Source organism: Agromyces sp. NPDC057865, from assembly GCF_042796995.1.
Taxonomy (GTDB): Bacteria; Actinomycetota; Actinomycetes; order Actinomycetales; family Microbacteriaceae; genus Agromyces.
Map to the genome: position 1 here is coordinate 586,876 of NZ_JBHVMJ010000002.1, position 25,683 is coordinate 612,558.

The window sequence follows — 25,683 nt, forward strand, 5'->3', positions numbered from 1 at the left end:
TCACCCGAGTCTATCGGGGCTCGTCTCCTCCCCTGCGACGGGGACTGGTACGGCTCCCTCCGCGAGCTTGAGCCGCGTCCAGACGTTCATGTTGATGACGACCGCGGCGATCTCCGCGATGGACGTCGCATCGAAATGGGCGGCCAGCTGCGCGTGGAGGACGGGGAACCCCGCCAGATCGTAGGTCGTGAGCCCCTCGCAGTATGCGAGCGCGGCCCGCTCGGCGTCGGCGAACACGGCGCTCTCGCGCCAGCTCGGCAGGTGGGCGATCGTCTCGGCGTCGATGCCGACGCGCTCCGCGGCCGCGGTGTGCAGGATGAGGCAGTACGAACAGGGATTCAGCTGCGCGACCCTGAGGCGCAGGAGCTCGGCGAGTCGGGCGTCGAGGCCCAGCTCGGCCGTATAGCCGAACTTCGCGGCCATCCCCCTGGCCAGCTCGTCGAACTCCGTGAGGTCGGAGTCGAATCGGGTGTTCTCGAACCGGATCGCCATGCGATGTCTCCTCCCAGGGCTTCGATGTCGACGGATGCCGCGTCAGTTCGGCCTGCCGAAGAGCCCCTCGCCGTAGCGGTGCAGGATCTCGTAGGCATCGGCGTAGGTGGCGGGCTCCTCGGCGTCGGGCGCGCCGTACTTCGCGAGGAGCAGCCCGAGCAGGCCACGGGCCGGCGGGCTCAGCGGCTTGTCCTTGTGCTGGTGCGCGGGATGCGGCGCCTCGGCCTGCGGGTTCGGCGGGATGAACTGCGGCGTGGTCGACGGCCAGGTGATCGGCGCCCGCGGCTCGCGGAGGTTGACGGCATTGAAGAGGTTGTTCGCGCCGACGTCGCGCCGAGTGAGCGGCTTCAGTCCGTGCAGCCGCGAGAGGGTCGCGATGACCGCGGCGTGGTGCATCTCGTCGTGGATGACGGTGCCCGCGCGGGTGTAGGCCGAGACGGCGATCGCCGGCACGCGGCATCCGAGCCGGTCGAACCCGAAGCCCATCTCGCCCTCGCTGTCTTCGTGCGGGGGCGTCGCCGAGGGCGGCGGAACGTGGTCGTACGTGCCGCCGTGCTCGTCGAACGTGATGAGGAACATCGTGTTGAGCGCGTTCGAGCCCGTGGGCGAGGCGCTGCGCTTGATCGCCTCGTAGACCTCGTGCACGAGCGCCTCGCCGGCGCGCACGTCGGAGATCGCCGAGTCGATGACCTCGACGCCGTCGACGTCGCTCTCGCGGAGGCGACCGAACGGCGGGTGGAAGTCGTTGTGGTTGTAGGTCATGCGCGGCTCGATGAACGCATACGCCGGGAGGCGGCCCAGCTTCACGTCCTCGTAGAACTGGCTCATGGTCGCGAACCGCTCGGTCTTCCAGAACGGCTCGAGCACGGGCGCGTGCAGCACGCCGGTGAACGAGACGAGCTGCAACTCGTCGAAGTAGACGCGCCACGAGACGCCCGCCTCCTCGAGGCGATTGAAGATCGTGGGCGTCGCAGGGGCGTCGAGCCACTTGTCGTAGCCGCCGCCCGCCTTGTTCGTGACGAAGCCGTGCGACGTCGAGGCGTGGAAGAACGACCGGTTGCAGAACGTCTGCGAGGGCACGGCGCAGTACCAGTTGTCGTAGACGGCGAAGTTCTTCGCGAGCGTCGAGAGCACCGGCAGCATCTGCGGCGAGAACGAGCCCATGATCTGGCTCGCCTCGTCGATCGTGGGCGCCGTGCCCTTCTTCAGCCGCATGTAGTTGATCCAGTAGTCGCGCACGAACCCCGACATGTCGGCGGCGGCCTCGCGCCCGGGCGCGTTGTACGGCGCCTGCATCGACTCGACGAAGAGCTCGGCGTTCGTCGCCGGGTCGACCGTGTCGAACAGTTGCGTGTTGACGTGCGGGAACTCCTCGCCCGGATCGGGGTTCGGTCGGCCCATGATCTCGTCGGTGGAGCCCTCGTACACGTGCGCCGCGACGACCGTGCCGTCGGGCGCCGTGTTCGCGTAGTCGCCGAACGCCAGGCCCTCGAAGGTCTCACCGGCGGGCAGGTCGTCCTGCGAGTAGAGGTAGCCGAGCAGGTTGTCGAACGAGCGGTTCTCGCCCATGAGCACGACGAGGTGGTCGAATCCGGCCTGCTGACGGGCCGTGAGCGGGACGAAGTCGTCGACGCCCTCCTCGAAGCCCAGCTGGTGACCGATCGCGGCTCCGACGGCCGCACCGATGCCACCGCCGACCACGGCGCCCGCCGCCGCGGCGCCGCCGATCTTCAGGAAGTCGCGACGCGACGTGGCGCGCGGCGGGTCGGCCGTGGCATCCGCACCCGCATCTGGGCCCGTGCTCGACTCGTCCGACCTGCCCGGCTCGCTCGACTCCGGCTCGACGTCGTCCCCCACGCGCTCCCCCACTCCGCTCCGCGCCGCTCAGGCGTCGAGCGCGCCCGGCCCCTCGGTCACGAGCCGCGCGAACTGCGCGGCGTCGAGCACGCGGATGCCGAGCTCCTCCGCCTTCGCGAGCTTGGAGCCGGCACCGGGGCCGGCGGCCACGAAGTCGGTGTTCTTCGACACGCTCGAGGCCGCCTTGCCACCTGCCGCGATGATAGCCTCCTGCGCGCCCTCGCGCGTGAAGCCCTCGAGCGAGCCCGTCGCGACCACGGTGAGGCCCGCGAGCACGCCGTCGGCCGCGGCGGCGGCGGCAGCGCCGGGTCCGGGATGCCCCTCGGTACGGAACCGCACACCGGACGCCTCCCACCGCTCGACGATCTCGCGGTGCCAGTCGACGTCGAACCACTCCGTGAGGGACTCGGCGATGATGCCGCCGACGCCCTCCACGTCGGAGAGCTCCTGCACGCTCGCCTCGCGGATCGCGTCGAGCGACCCGAAGTGGTCGGCGAGCGCCCGGGCGGCGACCGGACCGACGTGTCGAATGTTCAGCGAGACGAGGAGCCGCCACAGCGGCTTCGTCTTGGCCTTCTCGAGCTCTTCGAGGAGCTTGGTCGCAGCCCCCGACGGCAGCAGCTCGCGGTGGGTCTTGCGGATGCCGGCACGGCGTCGCTCGGCCGCGTCGAGGTGCTCGGTGCCGGGCGGGTAGGTCGCCGGCGCCCACTTCTGGAACGGCGCGCGGCGGATCGGCTCGCCCGTGGCCTCGTCGACCTTGACCCCGCCCGTCTCGGCGTCGCGGACGACCACCTGGATGGGTACGAGCTCGTCGAGCGTGAGGTCGAACAGCCGGGCCTCGGTCTCGAGGGGCGGCGTCGTCGGGACGGAGGGCTGCGTGAGCGCGGCCGCGGTGACCTCGCCGAGCGCCTCGATGTCGAGGGCGCCGCGCGAGCCGATGTGCTCGACCCGACCGCGCACCTGCGCGGGGCACGACCGCGCATTGGGACAGCGGAGGTCGATGTCGCCCTCCTTCATGGGACGGAGCGGGGTGCCGCACACCGGGCAGTCGGCGGGCATGCTCCATTCGCGCTCCGTGCCGTCGCGAAGCTGTTCGACGGCGCCGAGGATCTCGGGGATGACGTCGCCCGCCTTGCGCAGCACGACCGTATCGCCGATGAGGACGCCCTTGGCCTTGACGACGTCCTGGTTGTGCAGCGTCGCCTGGCGCACCGTGGAACCGGCGACCTTGACCGGTTCCATGATCGCGTAGGGCGTCGCGCGACCGGTGCGGCCGATGGCCACCGCGATGTCGAGGAGCTTCGTGTGCACCTCCTCGGGCGGGTACTTGTAGGCGATCGCCCACCGTGGCGCCCGGCTCGTGGCGCCCAGCTCGTCGTGCAGCACGAGCTCGTCGACCTTCACGACGATGCCGTCGATCTCGTGCTCGACGTCGTGGCGGTGCTCGCCCCAGTGCGCGATGAACGCCGCGACGTCGTCGACGGAGTCGAGCACCCGCGCGTACGGCGAGACGGGGAGACCCCACTGCGCGAGCAGCCCGTAGATCTCGGACTGCGTCGCGACGGGCGGGCGATCCCAAGCGGCGATGCCGTGGAGGTAGAGCGAGAGCCGCCCCAGCCGGTCGCGCATCAGGTCGAGCTCGAACGCGCTCTTGCGCTCCCGCCGCTGCCGGAGGCTGCCCGCCGCCGTGTTCCGGGCGTTCGCGAACTCGGGATAGCGCACCTTGATGGCCGCCTCGGGCTTGCCCTTGGCCAGCTCCTCCGCCTCATACGCCGCCTGCAGCTCGTGCTGGCGCCGGTTCAGCTCCTCGAAATCGGCCGTCGACAGGAAGACCTCCCCGCGCACCTCGAAGAAGGGCGGGAACCCGTCGCCCTCGAGCCGCCGCGGGATGGCCGGGATGAACTCGAGGTTCTCGGTGATGTCCTCGCCGACGCGGCCGTCGCCGCGCGTGGTCGCCGTCTCGAGCACGCCGTCGCGGTAGGCGAGGCTGATCGCGAGCCCGTCGATCTTGAGTTCGCAGAGCCAGTGCACCGGTCGCCCGGCATCGCGCTCGACCTTGACGGCCCACTCGCGGAACTCGTCGACGGAGAACACGTTGTCGAGGCTGAGCATGCGCTCGGCGTGCTCGTGCTCGGGGAAGCCGGCGGTCGCGACGACCGCGCCCACCTGCTGCGTCGGGCTGTCTTGGCCGGCGAGCTCGGGGAACGCGCGCTCGATCGCCTCGAGTCGGTGGAACGCGAGGTCGTACTCGGCGTCGGAGTACGGCGTGTCGCCGTCGCCGTAGTAGGCCAGTCGCGCTCGGTCGATGAGGTCGGCGAGCTGCTCCGATTCGGCGCGGGCGGTCTCGAAGTCGGCTGGGATGTCGCTCACAGGTGCCATCCTAGGAGGCCCCTCCGACGCCGGGTCGGAGCGCCGCCCGGCCGGATGGCGAGCGCGGGGCTACTCGTCGTCGACGACGTGGTCGACGCGCCGGTGGTAGCGGACCCCGACGACGCCGCCCAGGATGGCGCCGCCGAGCGTCACCGCCGCGAGCACGACCGCGGCGGCGATGCCCGCGATCGTCAGCAGGTCCTCGGGGAGGGGGACGCGCCGGAGCACGCCGACGCCGGTCGACTCGTCGAACCGGCCGAGCACGAAGCCGACGACCGCCGCCAGGATCCCGATCGCGATCGTCCACACCCACACGGCCACGCCCTGCGCGACGCCGCTGAAGCGGGCCATGCGGCCGGCGACGTACCCGCCGCAGTAGTACGAGGCGAACAGCAGGAAGAGCAGCGTGCCGGCGCCGATCCAGCCGAGCGTCTGCAGGTCGAGCGGGAGCTCCCGCGCGAAGAGCATCGGGTTGCGCACGTCGAGGCCGAGCACCACGCCTGCGACGGTCAGGAGCCCCGTGAGGATGGCGAAGGTCGCCGAGGCGATGAGCCAGCCGAAGAAGGCCGAGCCGACCTTCACGCCGCCGAACCGCTCGCGCTGGCGTTCGATGACCTCGTCGGTGGTGAGCGTCAGCGGGTCGACCACGTCGTCCCACGCCGCGGGCCTGGGTTCGAGCGTCGCGACCGGGCGCGTCGCGGGCCCGGGTTCGAGGTTCCGGAACAGCTCGGCGGGGTCGCGGTCCGGGTCGGCGGGGTACAGCGGGTAGTTCACGGGATCTCCTCGTCACTCGCTCGGCGCCGGGGGAAGCGCCAGCGCGAATCTACGCGAAGCGCTTCCCGACCGCGAGGCGAGCGAGCGTCGGGCGGCGTCTGGCACGGCGGATGCCGCGTGCTCGCACACGCGGCATCCGCCCGCCGATCAGGCGCCGAAGCCCGCGCGGTCGACCTTGCGGTGGTAGTGCGTGCCGGCCTTGCCGCCGAGGATCGCGCCGCCGAGGCTCGCGATGGCGACCACGACCGCCGTGACGATGCCGGCGACCGTGAGGTCGCCCTCGCTGAGCGGGAGCCGCGGGAAGAAGTTGAGGTCGGCGAACACGTCGAAGCGGCTGCCGATCACCACGCCGAGCAGGGCGACGACGATCGCGATGACGAGCGCCCACACCCAGACCGCGAGGCCCTGCACGACGCCGTTGAACCGCGCCATGCGGCCGGCGACGTAGCCGCCGCAGTAGTACGCGAGGAACAGGATGAGCAGGAGCGCGATCGCGCCGATCCAGCCGACGGTGCCGGCGTCGAGCCCGACCTGGTCGGCGGCCGCGTCCACGTCCTCGACGCCGAGGCCGAGCGCCGCGCCGGTCGCGGCGAGGAGCGCGGTGAGCAGTGTCGCCAGGCCGAAGGCCGTGAGCCAGCCGAAGAACGCAGCGCCCACCTTCACGCCGCCGAACGCCTCGCGCTCGCGGGCGGCGACCTGCTTCCGCTCGGCCGCGAGCTCGGCGTGGGGCCGATCGGCCACGCCGTCGCCGTCGGTGTCGCGGTCCACCACGGCCTCACGGCGGTCGTCGACGCCGTCGCCGTCTCGGTCGACCACGACCGTTTCGCGGCGGTCGTCGATGCCGTCGCCGTCACGGTCGTGGTCGACTACGGCCTCACGGCGGTCGTCCACGCCGTCACGGTCACGGTCGCGGTCGACCACGGCCTCACGCCGGTCGTCCACGCCGTCGCCGTCACGGTCGACGCCGGTGTACGCGGCATCCGTTCGCTCGGCGGTGGGCACGGCGATCGTGTCGCCGCTCGCGGCGATCGGTCGCTCTGAGGGTCGATCTGCGGGTTCTCGGGGGGTGCTCACGGTGCATCCTCTCGTCGTCGGGTCGCGCCATCGGGTCGGCGCAGCCGTGAATCTACGCGGCGGATCGCCGGACGGGACAGGCCTTGACACGCCCTTGTACGGCACGCCATACGCGCGCGAACGCACCCGGAAGACACCCGGACGAGGAACGACGGGCGCTCAGGCCTCGACGGGGACCGCGCTCACGGTGCGGTCGATGGTGCACTGCCCGAGCACGCGCGTGCCGACGTAGACGACGGCGGTCTGGCCCGGCGCGACGCCGTCGAGCGGATGCTCGGGCGTGATCACGAGCTCGCCGTCGGCGACGACCGCCGTGGCGGGCACGGGATCGGCGTGCGCGCGGATCTGCACCTCGCATGCGAACGGCGTGGCGGGCTCGGCAGGCGGCATCCCGGCCCAGGTGAACCGCGACCCGGCGATCAGCGCCGTCGCGAGCGCCGCCTTCGGGCCCACGACGACCGTGTTCTCCTTGGGACGCACTTCGAGCACGAACCGGGGCTTCCCGTCGGGTGCGGGCGTGCCGAGCCGCAGGCCGCGGCGCTGCCCGACCGTGTAGGCGTGCGCGCCGTCGTGCGCGCCGACGACGGCGCCCGTCCGGTCGACGATGTCGCCCGGCGCCTCGCCGACGTGCTCCGCGAGCCAGCCCTTCGTGTCGCCGTCGGAGATGAAGCAGATGTCGTGGGAGTCGGGCTTCTGCGCGACGCTCAGGCCACGGCGGGCGGCCTCCTCGCGCACGAGCTGCTTCGAGGGCGTGTCGCCGAGCGGGAAGTACGCGTGCGCGAGCTGCTCCGTCGTGAGCACGCCGAGCACGTAGGACTGGTCCTTCGCCCAGGCACTCGCGCGGTGGAGCTCGCGGTTGCCCGCGGCATCCGTGACGATCGTGGCGTAGTGGCCCGTGCAGACGGCGTCGAAGCCGAGCGCCAGCGCCTTCTCGAGCAGCGCGGCGAACTTGATGCGCTCGTTGCAGCGCATGCACGGGTTGGGGGTGCGGCCCGCCGAGTACTCGGCGATGAAGTCGTCGACCACGTCGGCCTTGAACCGCTCCGAGAAGTCCCAGACGTAGTACGGGATGCCGAGGACGTTCGCGGCGCGCTGCGCGTCCATCGAGTCCTCGATCGTGCAGCAGCCGCGACTGCCGGTGCGCAGCGTTCCCGGCATACGACTGAGCGCGAGGTGCACGCCGACCACGTCGTGGCCGGCCTCCACCGCGCGCGCCGCGGCCACGGCGCTGTCGACGCCGCCGCTCATCGCTGCGAGAACCTTCACCCGTCAAGTGTAGGCAGGGCCGCCTGAACGGATGCCCCGTCGACCGATCCCTGCCCTTCTCAGGACAGCCCCCATCGACCGATCCGTGCCCTTTCTCAGGACGGACCCCGCCCGAACCGGCGCTTCTCAGGACGACACGCCGCTCGCGGCGACGCGGCGGCCGCAGATCTCCTGAGAAACGCGAATGAGCGAGCGGATGCCGCGGCACATCAGCGGTGAGCGACGGATGCCGCGCCGGGCCCGGTCAGCGGCCGAACGACGTGAGCCGGCCCGCGAGCCCGGCCTTCGCCGCCTGCGCGTACGCGGCGGGCAGCGCCGCGAGGAACGCGTCGACGTCGGCCTCGGTGGAGTCGTGCCCGAGGGTGATCCGCAGTGCGCCGCGCGCGTCGGACTCGGTGCGGCCCATGGCCATCAGCACGTGCGACGGCTCGGGCACGCCCGCCTGGCACGCCGATCCGGTCGAGACGGCCACGCCCGCGGCATCCAGCAGGAACAGCAGCGAGTCGCCCTCGCAACCGGGGAACGAGAGATGCACGTTGCCGGGAAGGCGCCCGGCGGGATCGGGGTCGCCCGAGAGCCGCGCCTCGGGCACCGCGGCGAGCGCGCCGGCGGTGAGGCGGTCGCGCAGGGCCGCCATCCGCCGAGCGTCGGCATCGAGCCGATCGTGCACGGACGTCGCCGCCGCGGCGAAGCCGGCCGCCGCCGCCACGTCCTGCGTCCCCGAGCGCAGGCGCCGCTGCTGTCCCCCTCCGTGGATGAGCGGCTCGACGATGGCCGACCGGTCGAGGACGAGCGCGCCGATGCCGGCCGGGCCGCCGATCTTGTGCGCCGAGACGCTGAGGGCGACGAGACCGGCGCCGCGCGGGGCATCCGTCGCTCGTCGCAGCCCCCGGAAGTCGATCGGCAGCTGCCCGTACGCGGCGATCGCGTCGACGTGCAGCGGCACGCCCGCACGCGCCGCCAGCCGGGCGACCTCCTCGACGGGCTGGATCGTGCCCACCTCGTTGTTGGCCCAGAGCATGGTCACGAGCGCCACGGATGCTGCGTCGCGGGCGAGTTCGGCCTCGAGCAGGTCGAGGCGCAGCCGCCCGAGGTCGTCGAGCGGCACCTCGTCGATGACCGCGCCCTCGTGCGTCGCGAGCCACTCGATCGTGTCGAGCGTCGCGTGGTGCTCCCCTGCCGGGACGAGGATGCGCGACCGCGGGCGACCGACCGGCGCCGACGCCTGCCGGCTCCACCACAGCCCCTTGATCGCGAGGTTCACGGCCTCGGTGCCGTTGCCCGTGAAGACCACCTCGATGGCGTCGGCGCCGAGCGTCGCGGCGATGCGCTCACGGGACTCCTCGAGCAGCCGCTTGGCCCGCTGGCCCGCGCTGTGGATCGACGAGGGGTTGCCCACGACGGCGAGAGCCGACGTCAGCGCGCCGATCGCCTCGGGCCGCATGGGGGTCGTCGCGGCGTGGTCGAGGTAGACCATTGGCGGACCTCCTCCCCCGCTCGGGCCCGTGCGCGGCACGTCGCGTCCGCGCGTGGGAGCGCTTGCACTACGAACTACTGTAGATCGCATGTCCGCGTCCGGCCCCCTGCACGACCTCGGCGTCCGCACGGGCGCCGACGGCGGTGTCATCCGGGTCTGGTCCGAGCACGCGACGTCGATCGACCTCGTCGTGTTCGCCGACGGTGACCTCGACTGGGCGGTCGAGCGCACGCCGCTCGCGCGCGACGAGCACGGCGTCTGGGAGGGCCGCTCGGCGAGCCTCGTGCCGGGCGCCCGCTACGGACTGCGCGTCGACGGGCCCGCGGGCGTCGAGCACGCGTTCAACCCGGTGCACACGCTGCTCGACCCGTACGCCCGCGGCCTCACCGCCGCGGCCGACGGATCATGGCGCGGCGTGGCGATGGCCTCGCTCGTCGACGACGGCTTCGACTGGACCGGCACGGCCAAGCCGCGCGTCCCGCTCGACCACACGGTCGTCTACGAGACGCACGTGCGCGGCTTCTCGAAGCTCAACACCGCCATCCCCGAGCCGCTGCGCGGCACGTACGCGGGCCTCGCGCACGACGCCTCCCTCGAGTACCTCACGGGCCTCGGCGTCACGACCGTCGAACTGCTGCCCGCGCAGGCATTCGTCTCCGAGGAGCGACTCGTGCGACAGGGCCGGCCGAACTACTGGGGCTACAACACGCTCGGCTTCTTCGCGGCGCACGCGCCCTACGCGACCGCCGCGGCGCAGGCCGCCGGCGCGCACGCCGTGCGACGCGAGTTCGCGGGCATGGTGCGCCGGCTGCACGAGGCGGGGCTCGAGGTCGTGCTCGACGTGGTCTACAACCACACCGCCGAGGAGGGCCGTCGCGGCCCGACGTACTCGTTCCGCGGCATCGACAACGCGTCGTACTACCGTCACGACGCGCACGGCCGCTACGTCGACACGACCGGATGCGGCAACACGCTCGACTTCGGGCATGCGGCCCCGCAGCGGCTCGTGCTCGACTCGATGCGCTACTTCGCCGAGGAGCTCCAGGTCGACGGCTTCCGGCTCGACCTCGCCGCCACCCTCGGGCGCGACGACCACGGCGCCTACACGCCAGAACACCCGCTGCTGCGCGGCATGCTCGAGGATCCCGTCATCGGCGCCTCGAAGCTCATCGCCGAGCCGTGGGACGTCGGCCCCGGCGGCTGGCAGACGGGCAACTTCCCCGCGGGGTTCAGCGAGTGGAACGACCGCTACCGCGACCGCATGCGCGACTTCTGGCTCGGCGACCTGCGCCGCGAGCGCGAGACGGGCTCGGCCGGAAGCGGCATCGGCCGCTTCGCGACCCGCCTCGCCGGCTCGGCGAACACGTTCTCCCAGGAGCGCGGCCCGCTCGCGAGCCTGAACTTCGTCACCGCGCACGACGGCTTCACGCTCGCCGACCTCACGGCCTACGACATGAAGCACAACCTCGGCAACGGGGAGCAGAACCGCGACGGCGCCGACCACAACAACTCCTACAACCACGGCGTCGAGGGCGACACCGACGACCCGGTGATCCGCGCGGCGCGGCGCCGCAGCATCCGGAACCTGCTCGGCACGCTGCTGCTCTCGGCCGGCGTGCCCATGATCACCGCCGGTGACGAGTACGGCCGCAGCCAGCGCGGCAACAACAACGCGTACTGCCATGACTCCGAGCTCACCTGGCTCACGTGGCGCGACGACGAGCGCGACGCCGGCCTGCTCGCGACCGTGCGGCGGCTCCTGCGCCTCCGCGCCGAGAACCCCGCGCTGCGTCCGGTGCGGTTCGGCCGGTTCGGCGAGACGATCCCGAGCGCCTCGCAGATGGACTGGTTCAACGCCGAGGGCACCACGATGACCATCGACGACTGGAACTCCCCCGAGCAGCGCACGCTCCAGTTCCTCGCCGCGTCGACGCCCGAGTTCGAGGCGTTCAACCGCATCCTGCTCGTCGTGCACGCGCACGAGGAAACGACCGAGGTCGTGCTGCCCGACCACGAGGGCGTGACGGGCTACTCGCGGCTCTGGGACTCGTCCGGCGAGGAGCCGATCGTCGACCCGACCGTGCACGCGCCGGGCGACACGCTCGCGATCCCGCCGCTGTCGATGCACCTGTTCCGCGCCGACGGCGAGCGGCCGACGCCGCGCGCGGTCGCGGCTCCCGAGTCCGACGGCGGCGTGTGATGGCCAAGCGAGCGGATGCCTCGTCGGGCACGCCCGCGACCGTCGCCCTCGTCCGTGCCGGCGTCGCCTTCACCGCGCACGCCTACGAGCACGACCCCCGCGCCGCCGCCTACGGGCTCGAGGCGGCCGAGAAGCTCGGCATCGACCCCGACCGGGTGTTCAAGACGCTGCTCGCGAACGTCGACGGCGCGCTCGCGGTCGGCATCGTGCCGGTGGCGCGGCAGCTCGACCTCAAGGCCCTCGCGCAGGCCCTCGGTGGCAAGCGCGCCGAGATGGCCGATCCCGCCGTCGCCGAGCGCAAGACCGGCTACGTCGTGGGCGGCATCAGCCCGATCGGGCAGAAGACCGCGCTTCCGACCGTGCTCGACGAGTCCGCGATCCTCTGCGAGACGATCCTCGTCTCGGGCGGCCGCCGCGGGCTCGACCTCGAGCTCGCGCCCGACGACCTGCTCGCCGTCACCGCCGGCCGCTACGCGCCGATCGCGCGCGGGCGCTGACGCGCGCCGGTCCCTGACTACCCCGCGACCGCGACCAGCCCCAACTCCGCGGGCGACGTGAGCAGCGGATGCCGCGGCACGACGCGCACGGTGTACCCGAAGGCGCCGGCGCGATCGAGCACCACGGTGCCCGTGTACAGGCGCGGACCCGAGGAGCTCGCGGCATCCGCCGACCGGTCGGGGTCGAGCGTGGTGCGTCGCGCGCCCTCGATCGACTCGTCGGTGCGGCTGCGGCCGTAGACGACCTCGACGGCGACGTCGTCGGCCGAGAGGCCGTCGAGCTCCACGTAGGCGCGCAGGTTGAGCTCGTCGCCGACGTGCGGCGACTCGACGCCGCCCGACTCGACATGCACGACCTGCACCTTCGGCCAGGAGGCGCGCACGCGTGCGCCGAACGCCGCCAGCTCGCGCGCGCCGCGGTCGCCGTCGGCCTCCACGCGGGCCGCCTGCTCGGCCGCCGGGCGGTAGAGCTCCTCGACGTACTGGCGCACCATGCGGTCGGCGCCGAGCTCGGGCGCGAGCGTCGTCAGCGTCTGCCGCACGCGGCGCACCCACTCCACGGGCACGCCGTCGCCGTCGCGCTCGTAGTACCGGGTCGCGACGCGGTGCTCGAGCAGCTCGTAGAGCGCCGCCGCCTCGAGGGCGTCGCGCTCGCCGGCGTCGCCCGCGGCATCCGCCGACGGGATCACCCAGCCGTAGTCGTCGCCCGCGTACTCGGCCCACCAGCCGTCGAGGATCGACAGGTTCAGGGCGCCGTTCATGGCGGCCTTCATGCCCGACGTGCCGCACGCCTCGAGCGGGCGCAGCGGGTTGTTGAGCCACACGTCGCAGCCGGGGTAGAGCAGCTCGGCCATGCCCATGTCGTAGTCGGGCAGGAACACGATGCGCTCGCGGAGCTCGGGCTGCTGCGCGAATTGCACGAGCTGCTGGATGAGGCGCTTGCCCTCGTCGTCGGCGGGGTGCGACTTTCCGGCGATGACGAACTGCACGGGCCGCTCGGGGTTCGTGAGGATCGCCTTCAGGCGCTCGGGGTCGCTGAGCATGAGGGTGAGGCGCTTGTACGTCGGCACGCGCCGCGCGAAGCCGACCGTGAGCGTGTCGGGGTCGAGCACCCGCGAGACCCACGAGGGTGCCTGGCTCCCCGGATGCTGCTCCGTCCACGCCGCGCGCAACCGCCGTCGCGCGTCCTCCACGAGCTGCAGGCGCATGCCGCGCTTGACCGCCCAGAGCTCGCCGTCGGTGAGCGCACCGCTCGACCAGTCGGCATGCTCGGTGTCGCCCGTGCCGAGCCGCGCCTCTGCGAGGGCGACGAGGGCCGGATCGGTCCACGTCGGCGCGTGCACGCCGTTCGTGATCGACGTGATCGGCACGTCGGCGACGTCGAATCCGGGCCAGAGGTCGCCGAACATGCGGCGGCTGACCTGGCCGTGCAGCTTCGAGACGCCGTTCGCGCGCTGCGCGAGCCGCAGCCCCATGACCGCCATGTTGAACGGGCTCGTCGCCGGGTCGGCGCCGGGCTCGACGCCCAGCGCGAGCGCGTCGGCGGGGTCGACGCCGGGCAGCAGCGAGCTCGTGAGGTAACGCTCGACGAGGCCGCGCTCGAACCGGTCGATGCCCGCGGGCACCGGCGTGTGCGTCGTGAACACCGTGCCGGCGCGCACGAGCTGCAGGGCCTCGGCGAACGAGCGTCCCTCGGCGATGTGGGTCGCGATGCGCTCGAGCCCGAGGAAGCCCGCGTGGCCCTCGTTCATGTGGAAGACGTCGGGCGCCGGTCCGCCGCTCAGCTCCGTGTAGGCGCGCACCGCGCGTGCGCCGCCCACGCCGAGCAGCAGCTCCTGGAGCAGCCGGTGCTCGCCGCCGCCGCCGTAGAGCCGGTCGGTGACCGAGCGCAGCTCGTCGTCGTTGGCCGGGATGTCGGTGTCGAGCAGGAGGAGGGTGATCCGGCCGACCGCCGCCTTCCAGACGCGCGCGTGCAGCGCCGCGTCGTCGGGCAGCGCGAGGGTCACCTGCACGGGCGACCCGTCGGGACGGCGCAGCACCGAGAGCGGCAGTCCGTCGGGGTCGAGCACCGGGTAGCGCTCCTGCTGCCAGCCGTCGGGCGAGATCGACTGCGAGAAGTAGCCGGCCTTGTAGAACAGGCCGACGCCGAGCAGCGGCACGCCGAGGTCGGATGCCGCCTTCAGGTGGTCGCCCGCGAGGATGCCGAGTCCGCCCGAGTACTGCGGCAGCGCCGCGGTGATGCCGAACTCGGGCGAGAAGTACGCGACGAGCCGCGGGGCATCCGTGCCGAGGGATTGGAACCAACGCGGCTCGGAGAGGTACTCGCGAAGGCCCGCCCGCTCCCGCTCGGCCCACTCCACGTACCCCCCGTCGGCCGCGAGCTGGTCGAGGCGCGCCGGGTCGACCTCGCCGAGGAACGCGACGGGATCGCGCCGCGACGTGCGCCACAGCTCGGGATCGATGTGCTCGAAGAGGCGCTTCGTCGGCTCGTGCCAGGACCAGCGGAGGTTGCCGGCGAGCTCCTCGAGCGCGGAGAGCGAGCCGGGCACCACGGCCCGGACGGTGAACTTGCGGATGGGCTTCACGCGCTCCACCCTAAGTCGGACGCGTGTCGAATGTGTGAACGGGCAACCCCGCGACGCGGACGCCCATTCCGCGCTACGGTCGGATGCGTGACGACCCACGCAGTGCAGGCCGGCCGCATCCCGGTGACCGGGGTCACCCCAGCCGTCCCCGACGGCCGGTGGAGACCGAAGGCGTACGAGGGCGAGGTCGTGCCCTTCCGGGCCACGGTCTTCCGCGAGGGCCACGACCAGGTCGGCGCGATGCTCGTGATCACGAGCCCGTCGGGCACGGTGCGCCACGAGCGGATGTCGCCGCTGACCGCCGGCACCGACCGGTGGGAGGCGCAGGTGCTCCTCGACGAGCGCGGCGTCTGGCACTGGCACGTCACGGGCTTCGACGACGAGATCGCCACGTGGCGGCACGACGCCGCCCTGAAGGTGGACGCGGGCGTCGACGTTGAGCTCATGTACGAGATCGGCGCGCGCCTGCTCGACCGCGCCGGCGACGAGAAGGCGCGTCCGGTCGCGGCCCGGCGCCGGCTCACCGCGCTGGCGAACGCGCTGCGCGACGACACGGCGACGGCGGCCGAGCGCCGCGCCCTCATCGACTCCCCCGTGCTCGACCTGTTCGCGGGCTGGCCGCTCGCGAAGCTCACGAGCGACACGCCCGAGCACGAGATCCTCGTCGAGCGCCGCCGCGCCGGCGTCGGCGCCTGGTACGAGTTCTTCCCCCGCTCCGAGGGCGCCAAGCGCCTGCGCGACGGCCGCTGGAAGAGCGGCACGTTCCGCACCGCGGCGAAGCGCCTCGACGGGGTCGCCGCGATGGGCTTCGACGTCGTGTACCTGCCGCCGATCCACCCCATCGGCGTCACGAACCGCAAGGGCCGCAACAACACGCTCGACCCGGGTCCGCAGGATCCGGGATCGCCGTGGGCGATCGGCGGCGCGGAGGGCGGCCACGACGCGATCCATCCCGACCTCGGCTCGCTCGCCGAGCTCCGGGCGTTCGTGCGCCGCGCGGCGGCGCTCGGCATCGAGGTGGCGCTCGACCTCGCGCTGCAGGCCTCCCCCGACCACCCCTGGGTGGCGGAGCATCCCGACTGGTTCACCCAGCTGCCCGACGGCACGATCCGGTACGCCGAGAACCCGCCGAAGAAGTACCAGGACATCTACCCGGTCAACTTCGACGACGACCCCGAGGGCATCTTCGAGGAAGTCCTCCGGATCATCCGGCACTGGATCAAGCAGGGCGTGCGCATCTTCCGCGTCGACAACCCGCACACGAAGCCGCTCGCCTTCTGGGAGCGCCTCATCGGCACCGTGAACGCAGAGGACCCCGACGTGGTGTTCCTCGCCGAGGCGTTCACCCGCCCGGCGATGATGCAGGCGCTCGCGATGGTCGGCTTCCAGCAGTCGTACTCGTACTTCACCTGGCGCAACACGAAGGAGGAGCTCGAGGAGTTCCTCACGTCGGTGTCGCAGGACACGGCGGACTTCATGCGGCCGAACTTGTTCGTGAACACCCCCGACATCCTCACCGAGTACCTGCAGTTCGGCGGCCCCGCGGCGTTCACCGTTCGTGCCACGGTCGCCGCGACCGCTGCGCCGCTCTGGGGCGTCTACGCCGGCTTCGAGCTGTTCGAGTCGGTCGCCCGGCCGGGCGCCGAGGAGGCGATCGACAACGAGAAGTACGAGTACAAGCCACGCGACTTCGCCGCCGCCGAGAAGGAGGGCCGCTCGCTCGCGCTGTACCTCGGCATCCTCAACCGCATCCGTGCCGACCACCCCGCGCTCGGGCAGCTTCGCAACATCCGGTTCCACGGCAGCGAGGACGACTCGGTGCTCGTGTACTCGAAGCACCTCGACGGGCGCTTCACCCCCGACGGCGTCGCCGACACGATCATCGTGGTCGCCAACGTCGACCCGCACTCCGTGAGGGAGACCACCGTGCACCTCGACCTCGCCGCCATCGGACTCGAGCCCGGATCCCGCTTCGAGGTCGAGGACCTCGTCACCGGGCACCGTTGGGACTGGGGCGATGCGAACTACGTGCGGCTCGACGCCTTCACGAGACCGGCCCACGTGCTGCACGTCGTGCGGGGACCGCGATGAGCGAGCGGATGCCGCGCACCGGCCCCGCCGTCGCCGACGCCGAGCTCGCGGCGGTCGCCGAGGGCCGCTCCTTCGATCCGCACGCCATCCTCGGCCAGCACGGGTTCGACGTCGCCGGATCCCCGAGCACGCACACCGTGATCCGCACTCGCCGGCCCCTCGCCGACCGCGTGCAGGCGGTCCTCGACGGCGGCGAGGTGCTCGAGCTGGAGCACGTCGGGCACGGCATCTGGGCCGGCGCCGGGGAGTTCGGGCCCGTCGACTACCGGATCCGGGCCGCCTACGGCGACGACGAGTGGACGAGCGACGACCCCTACCGGTTCGCCCCGACGATCGGCGAGCTCGACCTGCACCTCATCGGCGAGGGCCGCCACGAGGAGCTCTGGCGCGTGCTCGGCGCGCACCACCGCGAGCACTGGGGCGTCGGCTCGGGCGTGCGCGGCACCGCCTTCAGCGTCTGGGCGCCCCGCGCACGCGCGGTCCGCGTCGTCGGCGAGTTCAACCGCTGGGACGGCGCCGGCCACGCCATGCGCAGCATGGGCTCCGCGGGCATCTGGGAGCTCTTCGTGCCCGACCTCGAGCCCGGCACGGTCTACAAGTTCGAGATCCTGACCACCTGGGGCGAGTGGATCATGAAGGCCGACCCGATGGCGCGCCAGGCCGAGATCGCGCCCGCGACGGCGTCGGTCGTCAGCACGAGCACGCACGAGTGGGCCGACGGCGACTGGATGGGCCGACGCGCACGGGTGAACGCGCACAGCGAGCCGATGAGCATCTACGAGCTGCACCTCGGGTCCTGGCGGCCCGGGCGCGGGTACCGCGACGTGGCCGACGAGTTGATCGAGTACCTGGACTGGCTGGGCTACACGCACGTGGAGTTCCTGCCCCTCGCGGAGCATCCGTTCGGCGGCTCGTGGGGCTACCAGGTCACCGGCTACTACGCCGTGACCAGCCGGTTCGGCTCGCCCGACGACCTGAAGTACCTCATCGACCGGCTGCACCAGGCCGGCATCGGCGTGATCATGGACTGGGTGCCCGGGCACTTCCCGAAGGACGACTGGGCGCTCGCGCGGTTCGACGGCGAGGCGCTCTACGAGTACGCCGACCCGCGGCGCGGCGAGCAGAAGGACTGGGGCACGTACGTCTTCGACTACGGCAACCCGCGCGTGCGCAACTTCCTCGTCGCCAACGCGCTGTTCTGGCTCGAGGAGATGCACGTCGACGGCCTGCGCGTCGACGCCGTCGCCTCGATGCTCTACCTCGACTACTCCCGCGAGGACGGCGAGTGGCTGCCGAACATCTACGGCGGCCGCGAGCACCTCGAGGCCATCGGGTTCCTGCAGGAGGCCACCGCGACCGCCTACAAGCGCAACCCGGGCATCGTCATGATCGCCGAGGAGTCGACGAGCTGGCCGGGCGTCACGGCCCCCACGAGCTCGGGCGGCCTGGGCTTCGGCTACAAGTGGAACATGGGGTGGATGCACGACACGCTCCAGTACGTCGAGAAGGACCCGATGTACCGGTCGTACCACCACCACGACCTGACGTTCTCGTTCCTCTACGCGTTCAGCGAGCACTTCATCCTGCCGATCAGCCACGACGAGGTCGTGCACGGCAAGGGATCGCTGCTGCGCAAGATGCCCGGCGACCATTGGCAGCAGCTCGCCAACGTCCGCGCGTACCTCTCGTACATGTGGGCGCACCCCGGCAAGCAGCTGCTGTTCATGGGGCAGGAGTTCGGGCAGCTCTCGGAGTGGAGCGAGGAGCGCGGGCTCGACTGGTGGATCCTCGACCAGCCGACGCACAAGCAGCTCGCCGAGTTCGTCGGCGCGCTCAACCGCACCTATCGCGAGCAGCCGGCGCTCTGGCAGCTCGACGACGACTCCTCGGGCTTCGAATGGGTCGAGGGCGGCGCGGCATCCGAGAACGTCATCGCGTTCCTGCGCTACGACCGCGACAAGCGGCCCCTGCTGTGCGCCGTGAACTTCGCCGGGCGGCCGCACGAGGGCTTCCGCCTCGGGCTCCCGAAGGCGGGTCGGTGGCGCGAGCTGCTGAACTCGGATGCCGCGGAGTTCGGCGGCTCGGGGGTCGGCAACCTCGGCGGCGTCGAGGCGACCGACGACCCGTGGGCCGGCCGGCCGGCGTCGGGCGTGTTCACCCTGCCGCCGCTCGCGGCCGTGTGGTTCACGCTCGACGAGTGAGGCGGGCCTAGAAGAGCAGGTTCGCGAGGCGGCGCCGTGCCGCGGTGACGCGCGGGTCCTCGGTGCCGACGACCTCGAAGAGCTCCACGAGGCGCTCGCGCACGCGCTTCTTGTCGTCGGCGTCGAGCTTCGGGAAGAGCGACAGCAGCCGGTCGAACGCGTCGTCGACGTGTCCGCCCGACAGGTCGAGGTCGGCGACGTCGAGCTGCGCGTCGAGGTCGTCGGGGGCGGATGCCGCGGCGTTCCGGATGGCGTCGAGCGTCTTGCCCTGCAAGCGCGAGAGCAGGTTCGCCTGCGCGAGGCCCGCGACCGCGAGCTCGTCGCGCGGATCCTGCGCCATCGCCGTGCGGTACGCGTTCGCGGCGGCCTCGTAGTCGCCGCGCTCGATGGCGTCGTACGCCTCCTGGTGCAGCGGCGGCAGCGGCTCCTCCACGGGCTCCGCGGGCTCGGCGCCCTCATCGCCCTCCTCGGCGTCGATGCGGCCCGTGACGCCGTGCTGGCCGGCGAGCTCGAGCAGCTGGTCGAAGACCTGGTCGATCACGTCGTCGGGCTGCAGTCCGGCGAAGAGCGGCACCGGCTGGCCGGCCACGACCGCCACCACGGTGGGGATGGCCTGCGCCTGGAACGCCTGCACGAGCTGCGGGCTGCGGTCCGCCTCGGCGGCGGCGAGCACGAGACGGCCGTCGCGTGCGCGCACGAGCCGCTCGAGCGTGCCGACGAGCTCGGTCGACTGCTCGCTCCACGTGGCCCAGAGCACGACGACGACCGGCACGGTGCGCGAGAGCTCGAGCGTGGAGCCGAAGCTCGCGTCGTCCGTCGCGAACACCAGCGGGTCGCCCGTCGCGGGCCCACCCGCTGCCGCCGCGGGCTGCTGCTGACGCTGCACGAGTGCGGAGAGGTCGACGGCTCCGCGGAGGCCGCCGGTCGGGGTGGGGTCGGTCACGGTACCTCCGATGCTCCGATCAGGCTCTCGGACCACCCGAGGAGCCGGATCTGCTCGTCCGAGCCGACGCTCGGCACGTAGAACAGCAACTGCACGCCGATGACGCGCTGCACGCCCCTGGCGCTCTTCTCGGTGAAGCCCGACAGCGCCGCGCCGGGCGCGCCGGCCTCGAACCCGATGGTGCCGCCGTCGTTCGGCGTCACCTTCTCGGTCTGCTCGATCGACGCGGTCACGAGGGCGCCGGAGTCGTTCGTCGCGAGCGCGACCACGGGGCTGTCGCCGACGACGTTCGAGAACGCGATGTCCGCCGTGGGCGGCAGCGCGTCGTTGATCGCCTGCTGGCCCGTGACGCCGAGCTGCTCGCGCAGCACGTCGCCCTCGGGGTCGAAGAGCGCGGCGTACTGGGACTCGTCGCCCTTCAGCAGCACGTCGCCGTAGGCGGCGGCGACCTGCCCGGGCGGGAGCACCAGGCCCTTGAACTCGGGTGAGATGAGCGGCGCGCCGATCGACGCGGGCGCCACCTCGGGCACGTCGGCGTCGGGGGCCAGCGACATCGCGTAGGCGATCTTGTAGTTGTTGCGGGGCGCGTCCTGCTGCAGCACGAGCGCGGTGGGAGCGACCGTGGGGTCGTCGCCGTTCGTCGCGATGGTCAGCACGGTGCGACCCGACGCGGGCCAGCCCGAGACCTGCTGCGGCAGCGTCAGCGTGAGCGGCGCGGCGGGGATCGGCGTGGGGCCGGGCTGGTCGGGCAGCGAGTTGCGGATCGTGTAGTTCGCCTGGCGGGCCTCGAGGGCCGGGCCGGTGAACCGCGCCTGCAGCGCTCCGCCGTCGCGCGCCTCGTCGGCCTCCTTGGTGGAGACCGCGATCGAGCGCATGATGCGCTCCATCTGCGGCACGGTCACCGCCGGCTCCATCTCCTCGGACTCCTCGGGCGCCGCCGCGTCGCCGGTGGGCGCGGGCGTCTCGGTCGCCGGGGCGGTCGTCGCCGGAGCCGCGTCGAAGGTGGGCCAGTAGTCGGCCGAGCAGGCGCTCAGCGCGAGCGCCGGGATGGCGACGAGCGGGACGATCGCCACGCGCTTCGCGCGGCTGATCGAGCGGCGGCCGCCGCTCGTGACCTGGTTGCGACGAGAGGGCTTGGGGGCGCTGGGAAGCTTGCCGCGGTTGCGACGGGGGCCGCGCGACCGTCGGTGGTGCACGAAGCCCGACACGAGCAGCGCGATGCCGAGGCCGAACACGAGGGCGCCGCCGAGGATGAGCGGGCCCGCCCACGGCGTGGCGTTGTCGAGCGGCCAGGCGATCGCGAGGTCGGTCGGCGCGGGCGCCGTTCCGTCGCTCGCGAGGAGCACCGAGATGTCGTCGGGGACGTCGATCGTCGTCGTGACCTCGTTCTCGCCCGTGAACTCGTCGAGCCAGAGGTCGGAGCCGACCGGCGAGTCGGCGGGATCGGCCTCGACGGGCGCGGCCGCGTCGGTGGCGGGCGGCGTGGCCGTCGCGGTGCCGTCGGTCGCGGCATCCGCGGACTCGGGCTCGACGACCTCGCTCGTGAACTCGTCGGCCTCGCTGTCGTAGCCGACGGCGACATAGGGCGCGTCGCCGATCCAGGCCGAGACGTCGGAGCTGCGCCCGTACGAGACGAAGACCGCATCGGTTCCCGAGACGGTGATCGTCTGCTTGCCGGGGTGGGCGCCGAGGGCTTCGGGCTCGATCACCGTGTACGCGGCGTCGCCCTCGATCTCGGCCGACAGCGAGACGCGGTCGGGCTCGAGGAAGACGGTGCGCTGGGCGATGCCGAACCCGATCATCACGGCCGCGGCGACGAATGCCACGATTGCCAGGGCGAATCGCACGAACATTACCTCCGGTGCCGCGCGTGGCGGCTTCGAACAAAGACACCCCACACTACCGGCGGTCTCTGGGAGGTTCCTAACCGCACCCTGAGCATCGCGTCGGTCCGGATCGGCTCGGGTTGCGCCACTCGGGGCCTGTGAACGGCGCGCACGGGGGATGCCGCGTGCCTCTACAATCGACACATCCCGCAGCGCCCCCACGAACGCGGGACAGAGCCCGGAGGAAGAATGGCCGTCGAAGAGACCGAGTTCACGCAGGTGTTCCGCGGATACGACAAGGACGAGGTCGACAAGAGCATCAATGGGCTCCGACGCGACGTCATCAACACGAACAACCAGCTCGCCGAACAGGGCAAGGAGAACAAGCGCCTGCTCGCCCGCATCGAAGAGCTGACGGCGGAGCTCGAGGAGGTCGGCAGCCCGACGTTCTCGGGGCTCGGCACCAAGCTCGAGAACACCCTCCGCGTCGCCGAGGAGCAGTCCACCCGTCTCATCGCGCAGGCCGACATCGACGCCGAGAAGCTGCGTCGCGCGGCCGAGGACGAGTCGCACCTCATGCGCTCCGACGCGCACGAGCTCGCCGAGCGCACCCTCACCGAGGCGCGCGCACAGGCGAACCGACTGCTCGAGAACGCCCGCGCCGAGGTCGACGACATGGTCTCCCGCGCGCACGAGTCGAGCGAGCAGCTCCGCCAGGAGGCCGCGCGCGACGCCGCCTCGATCCGGGGCGCCGTCGCCACTGAGGCCGCCGAGGCGCGTTCCAGCGCCAAGCGCGAGGCCTCCGCCGCCGTCTCGTCGGCCGAGCGCAAGGCATCCGAGATCCTCGTCGCCGCGAACACCGAGGCGAACGAGGCGCGCGCGACCGCCGCCGGCCTCGCACAGGAGACCGAGCAGACCCGCGCCGAGGTCGCCATCGAGCTCGACCGGGCCCGTGCAGAGCTCGCGAAGGAGACCGAGCAGGCCCGCATCGACCTCGCCCGCGAGAGCGAGCAGTCGCGCCTCGACCTCGAGCGCGAGACCGCGGAGGGCCGCGCCGACATCGAGGCCGAGATCTCCGAGCGTCGCGCCGCCCTCGTGCACGAGCTCGAGCAGGCCCGCACCGACCTCGAAAAGGAGCTCGAGGGCGGCCGCGTCCAGCTCGCGCAGCAGCAGGAGCAGGCCAAGGTCGACCGCGAGCGCGAGGCCGAGGCCGCGCGCCTGAAGCTCAAGCACGAGCTCGAGCGCATCCGTGCGAAGCACGCCGCCGACCTCGACCAGATGCGCGCCGACCTCGCCCTCGAGCAGGAGCAGGCCCGCGCCGACTTCGAGGCGGAGTCCGAGCAGTCGCGCATCGACCTCGACAACCAGCTCACCGCGATGCGCAAGAAGACCACGCACGAGGTCAACCGCCTTCGTCGCGAGGTCGAGAAGGCCCGCCTCGACCTCGAGGCCGAGCTCGCCACCAAGCGCGACGAGGCCGAGCAGGAGCTCCTCACGGCCCAGCAGGAGGCGACCGCGCAGACCCAGAAGTTCCTCGACGAGGCGAACGCCGAGCTCGCCGAGACGAGCTCGCGCACGGCCCAGAGCCGCGCCGAGGCCGAGCGCCTCGAGGCGAAGGTCCGCAGCGAGATCGCCGTGGTCCGCGACAAGGCCGACGAGGAGGCCCGCGACCGCGTGGCCGCCGCGCACGACCAGGCTCGCAAGCTCATCGCCGACGCCGAGGAGCGGACCCGCGCGCTCGTGGCCGACGCCGAGGACCGCCTCTCCCAGATCAAGATCGAGCGCGACGCCGTGGCCGGCTACTTCGAGAGCCTCCGCGGCGTGCTCACCCAGGCCGAGCAGGTGGCTGCGGACAACCGCTGAGCCGACGGGCGGCCGGCCCCATGAAGATCCAGAACGCGTTCCGCATCGGTCTCATCGGAACGCTCGGGGTCGGGGTCGGCCTGCTCATCCTCATGTCGATCGCGAGTCTCTCGACGATCATCGCGTACATCGGCGCGGCACTCTTCCTGGCCCTCGGCCTCGATCCGGCGATCAGCTGGCTCGAGCGCCGGGGGCTTCCGCGTTGGTCGGCCATCCTCATCGTGATGACCGCCGTCGGCCTCGTCGTCGCGGCGCTCGTGCTCGCCGTGGTGCCCATCGTGGTCGACCAGGTGAGCCAGCTCGTCGACGAGATCCCGTTCATCGTGGCGCGCGTGAACTCGCAGGACTGGATCGAGAGCCTGCAGGAGCAGTTCCCGCAGGTCCAGGTCGACGAGCTCAGCCGGCAGATCACCACGGCGGTCAACGAGTTCGTCACGAACCCCGAGAAGCCCAGCGAGCTGGCGGGCGGCGTACTGCAGGTCGCCGTCGCGATCGGCGCCGGCCTGTTCGCCATCGTGATCGTGTTCATCCTCACGCTGTACTTCGCCGCGTCGCTCAACACCATGAAGCGCGCGACGTACCAGCTCGTGCCGGCGTCGCGCCGCGAGCGGTTCGCCGACCTGACCGAGCAGATCACCCAGTCGGTCGGCCGTTACGTGGCCGGACAGGTGTCGCTCGCGGCCTGCAACGGCGTGCTGAGCTTCATCTTCCTGTCGATCATCCAGGCGCCGTTCCCGGCCGTGCTGGCGTTCCTCGCGTTCCTGTTCTCGCTGGTGCCGCTCGTCGGCACGGTCACGGGCTCGGTGATCATCGTGCTGGTGTGCCTCATCCCGGGGCTCGGCTCGCCCGTCACGGCCCTCGTGGCGGCGATCTACTACCTCATCTACATGCAGGTCGAGGCGTACTTCCTCAGCCCGCGCATCATGAACCGCGCGGTGAAGGTGCCCGGCGCGCTCGTCGTCATCGCGGCGCTGGCGGGCGGCGCGCTGCTCGGCATCCTCGGCGCGCTCATCGCCATCCCGGTCGCGGCGTCGATCCTGCTCATCATCAAGCAGGTCGTGATCCCGCGGCAGAACGAGCTCTGAGCGGGGCCTCGGCGCCGCTGCCCTCAGCTCGCCGCTGCGGGCGGCCACGTCGTCGGCAGCGGGAGCGCCGACGGGTTGACGGCCGCGACGATCTCGTCGAGCACGCGGCGCGTCTGCGACTCCCCCACCCAGAGGTGCCGGCCGCCCGCCACGTCGACGCGGCGGAGCCTCGGCAGCACCGCGAAGCGCTCGGCGGCCTGGTCGGGCTTCAGGTAGTCGTCGTGCTCGGGAATGACCGCGACGATCGGCGCGGTCGAGCCGTTCCACCGTCGCAGCTCCTCATCGGTCGTGCGATGCAGCGGCGGCGACAGCAGGATCGCGCCCGAGATGCCGTGCTCCAGGCCGTACTTCAGCGCGAGCTCGGTCCCGAACGACCAGCCGACGAGCCAGGGGTTCGGCAGTCCCCGCGACGCGACGAAGTCCATGGCCGCGGCCACGTCGGCGCGCTCGGCCACGCCCTCGCCGAAGGCGCCCTCGCTCGTGCCGCGCGGCGACGAGGTGCCGCGGGTGTTGAACCGCAGCACCGCGAGGTCGGCCAGGGCGGGCAGCCGCGCGGCGGCCTTGCGAAGGATGTGCGAGTCCATGAAGCCGCCGGCGGTGGGCAGCGGATGCAGCGTGACGAGCGTCGCGACGGGCGGTCGGTCGACCGGAGTGGCGAGCTCGCCCACGAGGCGCAGCCCGTCGGAGGTGCGGAGCTCGATCTCCTCGCGGACCGCCGGCAGCTCGACGCCGGCTCGGATCTCGACGGGGGTCGTGTCAGGGGAACTCACCGGGCGCCGATCCTCCAGCAGTGCGTGTGCCAATGACGCCGCGCCGCGAGGTCGGCGGCGTCGCCGAGCACGCCGTCGGCGCGCCAGGTGACGAGGTGCGCCACGCCGGGCGCGACCTCGAGTCCGCAGCCGGGACAGAGGTAGGCCTTCACGGCCTGCGCCTCCGAGACGGGCTGCACGTTCCATTCGCGACCGCCGCGCACCTCGGTGCGTCGCCAGCCGGCGGTGAGCCGATCGACGTCGAGCTCGGGGTGCTCCTCGCGAGCACGGGCCGCTCGACCGCGTGATCGGTTCGAGCGTGCCATGGGTTCC

At 72.3% G+C, this 25,683-nt stretch carries 18 protein-coding genes; 6 read left to right on the top strand and 12 right to left on the bottom strand.

Annotated elements, in window-relative coordinates; all coding sequences use genetic code 11:
- The 7 genes from ACFVN5_RS10425 to ACFVN5_RS10455 form a co-directional block, all read right to left on the bottom strand.
- A complete protein-coding gene (locus tag ACFVN5_RS10425) occupies positions 1-492 on the bottom strand; it encodes a carboxymuconolactone decarboxylase family protein (protein WP_376955006.1) in 492 nt (163 codons plus the stop codon).
- A 42-nt stretch (positions 493-534) separates the two neighbouring features.
- A complete protein-coding gene (locus ACFVN5_RS10430) occupies positions 535-2,349 on the bottom strand; it encodes an alkaline phosphatase family protein (protein WP_376955007.1) in 1,815 nt (604 codons plus the stop codon).
- A gap of 27 nt (positions 2,350-2,376) precedes the next feature.
- The gene (gene ligA / locus ACFVN5_RS10435; RefSeq protein ID WP_376955009.1) at positions 2,377-4,728 is read right to left on the bottom strand and encodes an NAD-dependent DNA ligase LigA; all 2,352 of its coding nucleotides are present in this window, start codon (positions 4,726-4,728) and stop codon (positions 2,377-2,379) included.
- Between the two features lie 60 nt (positions 4,729-4,788).
- Entirely contained in the window at positions 4,789-5,493 is a 705-nt protein-coding gene (locus ACFVN5_RS10440; protein WP_376955010.1) for a hypothetical protein, read from the bottom strand.
- A 147-nt stretch (positions 5,494-5,640) separates the two neighbouring features.
- Positions 5,641-6,567, bottom strand: a complete 927-nt coding sequence (locus ACFVN5_RS10445; protein ID WP_376955012.1) for a hypothetical protein — start codon at positions 6,565-6,567, stop codon at positions 5,641-5,643.
- A gap of 159 nt (positions 6,568-6,726) precedes the next feature.
- A complete protein-coding gene (mnmA, locus tag ACFVN5_RS10450) occupies positions 6,727-7,833 on the bottom strand; it encodes a tRNA 2-thiouridine(34) synthase MnmA (protein WP_376955013.1) in 1,107 nt (368 codons plus the stop codon).
- Between the two features lie 244 nt (positions 7,834-8,077).
- Positions 8,078-9,310 (bottom strand): cysteine desulfurase family protein, encoded by a 1,233-nt coding sequence (locus tag ACFVN5_RS10455; protein WP_376955014.1) that lies wholly within the window; start codon positions 9,308-9,310, stop codon positions 8,078-8,080.
- Positions 9,311-9,398: 88 nt separating this feature from the next.
- Here ACFVN5_RS10455 and glgX point away from each other — a divergent pair, with 88 nt between their 5' ends.
- Positions 9,399-11,510, top strand: coding sequence for a glycogen debranching protein GlgX (glgX, locus tag ACFVN5_RS10460; protein WP_376955015.1), 2,112 nt, complete (start codon positions 9,399-9,401; stop codon positions 11,508-11,510).
- Positions 11,510-12,007 carry a Cys-tRNA(Pro) deacylase gene (ybaK, locus tag ACFVN5_RS10465; protein WP_376955016.1) on the top strand — a complete coding sequence of 166 codons (498 nt, stop codon included), beginning with the start codon at positions 11,510-11,512 and terminating at the stop codon, positions 12,005-12,007. The genes glgX and ybaK overlap by 1 nt, the downstream gene beginning before the upstream one ends.
- Before the next feature lie 17 nt (positions 12,008-12,024).
- Here ybaK and glgP read toward each other — a convergent pair whose 3' ends face one another.
- Positions 12,025-14,592, bottom strand: coding sequence for an alpha-glucan family phosphorylase (gene glgP, locus ACFVN5_RS10470; protein ID WP_376955017.1), 2,568 nt, complete (start codon positions 14,590-14,592; stop codon positions 12,025-12,027).
- Positions 14,593-14,622: 30 nt separating this feature from the next.
- On the opposite strand from glgP, the gene ACFVN5_RS10475 reads away from it, so the two are divergent.
- A complete protein-coding gene (locus ACFVN5_RS10475; RefSeq protein ID WP_376955018.1) occupies positions 14,623-16,683 on the top strand; it encodes a maltotransferase domain-containing protein in 2,061 nt (686 codons plus the stop codon).
- Positions 16,680-18,884 (top strand): 1,4-alpha-glucan branching protein GlgB, encoded by a 2,205-nt coding sequence (gene glgB, locus ACFVN5_RS10480; RefSeq protein ID WP_376955019.1) that lies wholly within the window; start codon positions 16,680-16,682, stop codon positions 18,882-18,884. Before ACFVN5_RS10475 ends, glgB begins: the two co-directional genes overlap by 4 nt.
- A 7-nt stretch (positions 18,885-18,891) precedes the next feature.
- On the opposite strand, the gene ACFVN5_RS10485 is transcribed toward glgB, so the two are convergent.
- Both ACFVN5_RS10485 and ACFVN5_RS10490 read right to left on the bottom strand, forming a co-directional pair.
- Positions 18,892-19,827 (bottom strand): tetratricopeptide repeat protein, encoded by a 936-nt coding sequence (locus tag ACFVN5_RS10485; protein ID WP_376955020.1) that lies wholly within the window; start codon positions 19,825-19,827, stop codon positions 18,892-18,894.
- A complete protein-coding gene (locus ACFVN5_RS10490) occupies positions 19,824-21,653 on the bottom strand; it encodes a hypothetical protein (protein ID WP_376955022.1) in 1,830 nt (609 codons plus the stop codon). Before ACFVN5_RS10490 ends, ACFVN5_RS10485 begins: the two co-directional genes overlap by 4 nt.
- Positions 21,654-21,902: 249 nt before the next feature.
- On the opposite strand from ACFVN5_RS10490, the gene ACFVN5_RS10495 reads away from it, so the two are divergent.
- On the top strand, positions 21,903-23,516 hold the full coding sequence (locus ACFVN5_RS10495) for a DivIVA domain-containing protein (RefSeq protein ID WP_376955023.1): 1,614 nt from the start codon (positions 21,903-21,905) through the stop codon (positions 23,514-23,516).
- A gap of 20 nt (positions 23,517-23,536) precedes the next feature.
- Positions 23,537-24,601: an AI-2E family transporter gene (locus ACFVN5_RS10500; RefSeq protein WP_376955025.1), complete on the top strand. Its 1,065-nt coding sequence runs from the start codon at positions 23,537-23,539 to the stop codon at positions 24,599-24,601.
- A 23-nt stretch (positions 24,602-24,624) separates the two neighbouring features.
- Here ACFVN5_RS10500 and ACFVN5_RS10505 read toward each other — a convergent pair whose 3' ends face one another.
- Positions 24,625-25,371, bottom strand: a complete 747-nt coding sequence (locus tag ACFVN5_RS10505) for an alpha/beta hydrolase (protein ID WP_376955027.1) — start codon at positions 25,369-25,371, stop codon at positions 24,625-24,627.
- The gene (locus tag ACFVN5_RS10510; RefSeq protein WP_376955028.1) at positions 25,368-25,676 is read right to left on the bottom strand and encodes a hypothetical protein; all 309 of its coding nucleotides are present in this window, start codon (positions 25,674-25,676) and stop codon (positions 25,368-25,370) included. The genes ACFVN5_RS10505 and ACFVN5_RS10510 overlap by 4 nt, the downstream gene beginning before the upstream one ends.
- Positions 25,677-25,683 lie beyond the last annotated feature (7 nt).